This is a genomic window from Streptomyces sp. NPDC014882, from assembly GCF_043081325.1.
In the GTDB taxonomy this organism is placed as follows: domain Bacteria; phylum Actinomycetota; class Actinomycetes; order Streptomycetales; family Streptomycetaceae; genus Streptomyces.
Genome location: NZ_JBIBWL010000023.1, coordinates 44,734 through 52,835 on the forward strand (window position 1 = coordinate 44,734; position 8,102 = coordinate 52,835).

Annotated in this window: 7 protein-coding genes; 1 reads left to right on the plus strand and 6 read right to left on the minus strand. The window is 73.4% G+C overall.

Features of this window, described 5'->3' with window-relative positions:
* Positions 1–16: 16 nt before the first annotated feature.
* Both ACF09K_RS33450 and ACF09K_RS33455 read right to left on the minus strand, forming a co-directional pair.
* Complete coding sequence (locus ACF09K_RS33450) at positions 17–451, minus strand: ATP-binding protein (protein ID WP_392249100.1); 435 nt, start codon at positions 449–451, stop codon at positions 17–19.
* A gap of 204 nt (positions 452–655) precedes the next feature.
* Entirely contained in the window at positions 656–2,560 is a 1,905-nt protein-coding gene (locus ACF09K_RS33455) for an AMP-dependent synthetase/ligase (RefSeq protein ID WP_392249101.1), read from the minus strand.
* Between the two features lie 171 nt (positions 2,561–2,731).
* Here ACF09K_RS33455 and ACF09K_RS33460 point away from each other — a divergent pair, with 171 nt between their 5' ends.
* Positions 2,732–2,965, plus strand: a complete 234-nt coding sequence (locus ACF09K_RS33460; RefSeq protein ID WP_392249102.1) for a DUF6480 family protein — start codon at positions 2,732–2,734, stop codon at positions 2,963–2,965.
* Between the two features lie 58 nt (positions 2,966–3,023).
* On the opposite strand, the gene ACF09K_RS33465 is transcribed toward ACF09K_RS33460, so the two are convergent.
* The 4 genes from ACF09K_RS33465 to ACF09K_RS33480 form a co-directional block, all read right to left on the minus strand.
* Positions 3,024–4,112 carry a glutamate--cysteine ligase gene (locus ACF09K_RS33465; RefSeq protein WP_392249103.1) on the minus strand — a complete coding sequence of 363 codons (1,089 nt, stop codon included), beginning with the start codon at positions 4,110–4,112 and terminating at the stop codon, positions 3,024–3,026.
* Positions 4,113–4,168: 56 nt separating this feature from the next.
* Positions 4,169–6,373, minus strand: a complete 2,205-nt coding sequence (gene glgB / locus ACF09K_RS33470; RefSeq protein ID WP_392249104.1) for a 1,4-alpha-glucan branching enzyme — start codon at positions 6,371–6,373, stop codon at positions 4,169–4,171.
* A 3-nt stretch (positions 6,374–6,376) separates the two neighbouring features.
* Positions 6,377–7,738, minus strand: coding sequence for a maltokinase (locus ACF09K_RS33475; protein ID WP_392249105.1), 1,362 nt, complete (start codon positions 7,736–7,738; stop codon positions 6,377–6,379).
* Positions 7,739–7,766: 28 nt separating this feature from the next.
* Positions 7,767–8,102, minus strand: a 336-nt coding sequence (locus tag ACF09K_RS33480) for an alpha-glucosidase C-terminal domain-containing protein (protein ID WP_392249106.1), incomplete at its 5' end; no start/stop codon positions are given.

The window sequence follows — 8,102 nt, forward strand, 5'->3', positions numbered from 1 at the left end:
CGCGGCTCCGCCCCGCTCACCACGGCAGGAAGACGTGTACGTCCTTTCCCTCGTCCGCGGAGACCACGCTCACCTGGCTGCACAGCGTGTGGATCAGGTGCCAGCCGATGCCGCCGCCCCCGGCGTCGGGGTGGAAGGGACGCGGGGCCGGCGCCGTGGGGTTGGTGTCGTGCAGCGTCACGTGCACCCCGTCGAAGGTGGGCCGCAGGTGCAGGGAGAAAGGACCCGGCGCGTACTGGACGGCGTTGGAGGCCAGTTCCGTGACGATCAGCACGATGTCGTGCCAGCACTCCGGCGCCGCGGGCGGGGCCGCGCGGGCGAGGGCGCGGAGGAAGTCCTCCGCCGCCAGGCGCGCGCCCGTCACGTCCTGCGGGTCACCCGCGAAACGGGCGCTGCGGCCCGGAACCGCCCAGGAGGCCGGGGAGTTGTTGCCACGGGGCTCGGTTGCCATGTCGTCGTGCGGCCCCCTGTCCGGGACCGTCGTCCTTTCTCGTGCGGCTCTCTCGTCGCCACTCCACAGGGTTCCCTGGGCGGCGCGGCCTACGCACACCGCGCCCGGCGGCGGCTCCCGGCCACGCACGGTGACCGCGGGGCCGCGGGGCGTGCGCCGCGGCCCCCTCGGCGCGCCGGGCGTGCGGCGGGTGCCCGCGGCCCGTCAGCGGAACACGTTGTCGGCGTCGTCCCAGCTCAGCACCTCCGCCGCCGGGTTCTCCCGCGGCACCCGCGTGCGGGCCTGGTACATCGCCTCGATCTCGGCCGCGTAGTGCTGCACGATCGAGTCGCGGCGCAGCTTCATCGACGGCGTCAGCAACCCGTTGGCCTGGTCGAAGGGCTCCGGCAGGACCCGGAAGACCCGGATCGACTCCGCGCGGGACACCGCGTTGTTGGCCGAGGCCACCGCCCGCCCGACCTCCTCCCGCAGCGCGTTCTCCTCCCGCGCCTCCCGGCCGGAGCCGTCACCCCCGTACGGCGGCAGGTTGCGGCGCCAGTGCGCGAGGAACTCCGGGTCCAGCGTGATCAGCGCCCCCACGCAGGGCCGGTTGTCGCCGACGACCACCGCCTGGTGGACGAGCGGGTGCAGTCGCAGCCGCTGCTCCAGCACGGCCGGCGCCACGCTCTTGCCGCTGCTGGTGATGATCACGTCCTTCTTGCGGCCCGTGATGGTCAGATAGCCCTCGGTGTCCACGTGGCCGAGGTCTCCGGTGGCCAGCCAGCCGCGCCGGAACGCGGCCCGGGTGGCGGCGGCGTCGTTGACGTAGCCCTGGAACAGCGACGGGCCGCGCACCAGGATCTCCCCGTCGTCGGCCACCCGGATCTCCGTGCCCGGCAGGGCCTGCCCGACCGTCCCCGACTTCTCCCGGCCGAGCGGCTGCATGGTGATCCCGCCGCCGGTCTCCGTCAGGCCGTACCCGTCGTGGACGTAGATGCCGATGCCCTCGTAGAAGAGGGACAGGTCGCGGTGGAGCGGTGAACCGCCCGACGTCGCCCGGTGCACGCGGCCGCCCAGGGCGGCGCGGAGCCTGCGGTACACCGTCCGTTCGTACAGGGCGTGCTGGAGCCGCAGGTCGAGGCCGGGGCCCGGGCCCCGGCCGAGCCGCTGCCGTTCGACGGCCGCCGCGAAGTCGCGGGCGGTGCCCGCGGCCCGCTCGAACAGCGCGCCGCGGCCCCCCTCCTGGGCCGCCCGCAGGAAGTTCTTGTAGATCTTCTCGAAGACCGACGGGACGCCGTACAGGTAGGTCGGACGGAAGGAGCGGAGGGCCTCGGAGAGGGCGTCCCCGCCCAGGTCCGGTGCGTGGCCCATCAGGATCCCGCCGCGCAGGCACAGCCCCTGGATCATCAGCCCGTACACGTGGGAGAACGGCAGGAAGGCGAGGACGGACGGCTGCTGCCCGGGCGGCGCCGCGGTGTTCCCCCAGCCGGCCAGCAGGGTGTCGCAGGGGGAGGCCAGGCTGCGGTGGGTGAGCGCGCAGCCCAGCGGGCGGCCCGAGGTGCCGGAGGTGTACGCGATCACCGCGGTGGAGTCCGGCAGCACGATCCGGCGCAGCGAGTCCACGGTGGTCCCCGGGATCACCTCGCCGCGCCGCGCGAGGTCCTCGAACGCCCCGGCGTCGAGCTGCCAGACGTGCCGCAGGGCCGGCAGCGCCGCGCACACCGAGCCGACCGTCATGACGCTCTGCTCGTCCTCGACGACCACTCCCACGCAGCCCGCGTCCCGCAGGATCCACTCGACCTGGTCGCGCGAGGACGTCGGATGGAGGGGGACGACCTCGGCGCCCACCGCCCACAGGGCGTGGGCGAGCACCGTCCACTCGTAGCGGGTGCGCACCATGACCGCCACCCGGTGTCCCGGCGACATCCCCGAGGCGACGAGCCCCTTGGCCAGGTCCAGGACCTCGTCCCGCAGTTCCGCGGCCGTCACCTCCTCCCACGGCCCGGAGCGGGCGGACCGGCGCGCGAGCACCGGCAGGGCCGGGGTGCGGGCGGCTGTCTCGAAAACGCTGTCGGCGAGCCCTCCGGTCAGGGGCGAGGCGGCGGGGGGAGCGAGGGCGACGTCGCGCATGCGCTGCTCCTGACGGGTACGGGCTGTGACTCCGTCGACGAGGACTGTCATCGACGGGGGTCGAATGTAGCTCAGGCAGGAGCGGTTGTGGCCGGGAACGCACAACTATTCCGCGCGGATGATCTCGGCGCCCGACTGTTGGCGGACCGCCGGTCCGGGGACTCGGGACACATGACCCACATCAATCCGGACCCCGACCCGCAGCGCAGCACCGGACTCGAACCGGGTGGCGGCGTTCCGCCGGGCGAGACCCCGCCCGCGGAGAGCAGCATGCCCGAGGCCGGACCCCGGGAGACCCACAATCCCCCCACGGGCTGGGCCAAGGGCCCGCTCACCCTGATCATCGTCGTCGCCGTGCTCGTCGCGGCCTTCTTCCTGGCCTACGCCCTGATCCTCATCTTCTGAATCCCCGTCCTCCGTCCTCCGTCCACGTGGCCCGCGCGGGCCGTGCCGTCCGCGCGGGTCAGCCCTGGGTGTGCCGCACGCAGCCGGTGACGACCTCGCGCAGGCTGCCCGTGCGCTCCCACAGTTCGCGCTGCACCGTCGCGCCGTTGCCGTGCCGCAGCAGGTCCGCGCAGGCCGCGCGGACCCGTTCCAGGTCCCCGTGGTCGGCCAGTGCCTCGGACACGTGATCGACGAGGGCCCCCACCACCGCCTCGGGAGGCGCGGGCCGCATGGTCGCGGGGTGCAGCAGATCGCCGGTGAGACCTGACTTCGCGGCCCGCCAGCCCGCCAGCCGGAGCAGGCTCACACCGTGGTCCACCGGCTCCACGCCCGCCCGCCACTCGCGGGCCGCCGTCTCGACCAGCCCGCGCACCAGGGCGGCGACGAGCACGGCGGTGTCCGCGCGCAGGCAGACGTCCGAGACCCGGACCTCCACCGTCGGGTAGCGGGCCGACAGCCGGGCGTCGAAGTAGACCATCGCCTCGTCGAGGACGGTTCCGGTGGCCACCATGTCCGCCACCCGCCGGTGGTAGCGCTCCGCCGAACCGAACAGCTCGGTCGGACCGGCCGACGGCCAGCGCTGCCACACCCGGCTGCGATAGCTGCTGTACCCCGTCTCGTTGCCCTGCCAGAACGGCGAGTTGGCGCTCAGCGCCGGCAGCACCGGCAGCCACGGACGGATCCGGTCGAGGACCGCGACCCCCTCCTCGTCCGACTCCACCGACACGTGGACGTGGCAGCCGCAGACGAGCTGCTCACGGGTGGCGATGCCGTACTGCTCCGCCATCCACCGGTAGCGCTGGTTCATGCCGACGGAGGGGCGCACCGGCAGCGGCGACGTCGCGAGCGCCGCCACGGCGCACCCGATCTCCCCGGCGTGCCGGGCGGCCTCCGCGCGGATGCGGACGATCTCCTCGCCGAGCTCGTCCATGCCCGACTGCGGTTGGGTGGCGAACTCCAGCATCTGGTTGTGGAGTTCCTTCTCGAAGACGTCCTGTTCCGCCCGGTCCCGGGTGGCCCGGGCGAGAACAGCGGCGGAGAGCGCCTGCGGCTCTCCCGTCTCCGGGTCGACGAGGAGGAGTTCCTCCTCGACTCCTACGGTGCGCACGTGATGCAGCCCTTCTCCGGCAGGTGGTACGCACCGGATGCCCCGTCCGGCCCCGCTCACACGGGCGTGGGCGTCAACCACATCGTCGCGAGGGGCGGCAGGGTGAGGGCGATCCGCCCGTTCTCCGGCTTCACTCCGTCGAGCAGGCGCACGTCGCTGCCGCCGTACCGCGCGTCGTCGGTGTTGAGGGCCTCGTACCAGACGGGGACGTCGTCCGGCACGGCCAGCCGGTAGTCGTGGCGCACCACGGGGGAGAAGTTGCTGACCGCGAGCAGGGGGACGCCTTCGGCGTCGTGGCGCAGGAACGCGAAGACGTTGTCCTCGGCCGCGTCGCAGAGCACCCAGCGGAAGCCGCCCGGGTCGGTGTCCCGCTGCCACAGCGCCGGGGTGGCGCGGTAGCGCGTGTTGAGGTCGCGGACCAGGTCCCGGACCCCGCGGTGGTCGGCCGAGGGGCCGTAGCCCTCGTCGAGCAGCCACCACTCCGGGCCGTGGCTCTCGGACCACTCCGCGCCCTGGGCGAACTCCTGCCCCATGAAGAGGAGCTGCTTGCCCGGGTGGGCCCACATGAAGGCGAGGTAGGCGCGGTGGTTGGCCCGCCGCTGCCACCAGTCGCCGGGCATCTTCGACACCAGCGCCTGCTTGCCGTGCACGACCTCGTCGTGCGAGATGGGCAGCACGTAGTTCTCGCTGTAGGCGTACACCATGGAGAAGGTCATCTCGTGGTGGTGGTACTTGCGGTGCACCGGCTCCTTGGCGATGTACTCCAGCGAGTCGTGCATCCACCCCATGTTCCACTTCAGCCCGAACCCGAGGCCGCCGCTGTCGGTCGGCCGGGTCACGCCCTCCCAGGCCGTGGACTCCTCCGCGATGGTCACGACCCCCGGGCAGCGCCGGTAGACCGTCGCGTTCATCTCCTGGAGGAACGCCTTCGCGTCCAGGTCCTCCCGGCCGCCGAACACGTTCGGCGTCCACTGCCCGGAGTCCCGCGAGTAGTCGAGGTAGAGCATGGAGGCGACGGCGTCCACCCGCAGCCCGTCGATGTGGAACTCCTCGCACCAGTACACGGCGTTGGCGACCAGGAAGTTGCGCACCTCGGTGCGCCCGAGGTCGAACTCGAACGTCCCCCAGTCGGGGTGCTCGGCCCGCTGCGCGTTCCCGGGCTCGTACAGCGGGTCCCCGTCGAAGCGGGCCAGCGCCCAGTCGTCCTTGGGGAAGTGCGCCGGCACCCAGTCCACGATCACGCCGATGCCGGCCCGGTGCAGCGCGTCGACCAGGTGCTTGAAGTCGTCGGGCGAGCCGAGCCGCGAGGCCGGGGCGTAGAAGCCGGTGATCTGGTAGCCCCAGGAACCGGAGAACGGGTGCTGGGCGACCGGCATGAACTCCACGTGCGTGAAGCCCAGGTCGTTGACGTAGGCGGGCAGCTCCTCGGCCAGCTGCCGGTAGGTCAGTCCCGGCCGCCAGGAGGGGAGGTGCACCTCGTACACGGAGAACGGCGCCACGTGGACGGGCACGTCCCCCCGGTGCGCCATCCACTCGGCGTCGTCCCAGGCGTGGTGCGAGGCGTGCACGATCGACGCGGTGTCCGGCGGCACCTCCGCGCACCGGGCCATCGGGTCGGCCTTGAGGAAGCGGTGCCCGTGGCGCGAGGTGATCTCGAACTTGTACCGGGTGCCCTCGCCGACCCCGGGCAGGAACAGCTCCCACACCCCGGACGCCCCGAGGGAACGCATCGGGAAGGCGGTGCCGTCCCAGTACGTGAAGTCCGCGGCGACCCGCACCCCCCGGGCGTTCGGCGCCCACACGGTGAACCGGGTGCCGGCGACGCCCTGGTGGGTCATCGGCTCGGCACCGAGCGCCTTCCACAGCTGCTCGTGCCGGCCCTCCCGGATCAGGTGCAGATCGAGGTCGCCCAGCGCCGGCAGGAACCGGTAGGGGTCGTGCACCTCGCACTCGTCCCCCTCGTACGCCACCAGCAGCGTGTACGCGGGGATCTCCGTCAGCGGCAGCACGGCCGCGAAGAGGTCGTCGCCCTCCGACACCAGCGGGGTGCGCGCGCCGTCCACCAGGACGGCGACCGAGCGCGCGAAGGGACGCAGCGCCCGGAACAGCACGCCGCCGGGCACCGGGTGGGCGCCCAGCAGGGCGTGCGGGTCGTGGTGCGCGCCCGCCAGCAGGCGGTCCCGGTCGGCGGGGTCGAGCGCGGGCGCGACCGGCGGGCGGGGGCCGGCCGACTCGGGCGGGGAAGAGTCACGCAGAGCCATCGGTCAGCCTCCTCGGACGGCGAGTCGTTCGATCGCCGCCATGGGTACGGGTAGCCAGTCGGGACGGTGCCGTGCCTCGTACAGCACCTCGTAGACGGCACGGTCGGTTTCGTACGCACGCAGCAGGGCGTGCTTCTTGCGGGGGTCCCAGCCGGCGCGTTCCGCGTACCCGGCGCAGAACGCCTCCCGGCAGCGGCGGGCCCACTCGGGGCGCCAGGGACGGCGCTGCCGGGCGGCGTAGTCGAACGAGCGCAGCATGCCCGCGATGTCCCGGACCGGGGAGTGCGCGCTGCGCCGCTCGGCGAGCGGCCGGGACGGTTCGCCCTCGAAGTCGATGACGAACCACTCCCGTCCGGCGTGCAGCACCTGGCCCAGGTGCAGGTCGCCGTGGATGCGCTGGGCCGACGGGCCCGGATCGCAGGCGGCCAGGGCGCCGAAGGCGCTGGTGAGTCCGGGGACGTAGGGGCGCAGGGCCGGTACGTGGTGGGCGGCGGCCTCCAGCCGCTCGGTCATCCCCGCCGCCGTCCGCGCGTTGTCGCCGAGCGGTCCGACGGGGAAGGCCGCGGCCAGCGCGAGGTGCACCTCCGCGGTGGCCCCGCCCAGCGCGTGGGCCTGCCGGGTGAAGTCCTCCCTGCGGGCCAGCGCGTCCAGGGCCAGCGTCCAGCCGTCGGAGGCGTCGGGCAGGAACGGCTGGAGGACGCCGAGCGTCGCCTCCTGCGGATGGGTCGTGCGGTACCAGGCCACCGGCGCCGGCACCCGGCCGCATCCCTGCCCCGCCAGCGCGACCGGCACCTCCAGGTCCGGGTTCACCCCGGGCTGGATCCGCCGGAACACCTTCAGGATGAACGCGTCGCCGTAGACCAGCGACGTGTTCGACTGCTCGGCCTCCAGCAGCCGGGGCGCCAGCCCCGCCGGCACCCGGGCCGACGGGTCGGACTCGAAGGACAGCGGCCCCAGCGGTCCCGGATGCCGCAGCCGCTCCAGCAGCAGGTGCGCCGACCGGGGGTCCTGCAACGCGTCGTGCACGGTCAGCCCGGCCAGCGCCCCCTCCTCGACCCTGCCGATCAGGGCCCGGCCGAGCCGCGGGGACAGGTGCTCCTGGATGCCCAGGAGCAGCTGGTAGCAGTCACCCGGCGGGGGAGTGCCGCCCGGTGAGGGCACCCCCGACTGGCCGGTCTGCACCAGCAGGTGCAGACAGCCCGGATACAGCTCCGTCATGGACAGCAGACGCAGGTCGTTGAGGGGCCTGTCCTTGCCCGCGAACCAGCGCTGCCGGGGCAGCCAGTCGCGCAGCAGTGCCCCGAGGGTCCCCGTGGAGCGGACGCCGACGGCACTGCCCGGGCTCAGAGATGCGGTCTTCTGCATGGTGACGCGTCCTTCCCTCGGCGCACGCTCACAGGCGCCGGCCGACGCGGGATGCGGCTCGGGCGAGCCGGAACCAGTAGAAACCGTGCCCTGCGAGGGTGAGCAGGTAAGGCAGTTCACCGATCGCGGGGAAGCGGACCCCGCCGAACAGTTCGACGGGATGGCGCCCGTCGAAGCTGCGCAGGTCCAGTTCGGTGGGCTGGGCGAAGCGGGAGAAGTTGTGGACGCACAGGACGAGGTCGTCCCCCTCTTCCCCGTTCGGTGGGGCCTCGCGCAGGAAGGCGAGGACGGCCGGGTTGGAGGAGGGCAGCTCGGTGAAGGAGCCGAGGCCGAAGGCGGGGTTCTGCTTGCGGATCTCGATCAT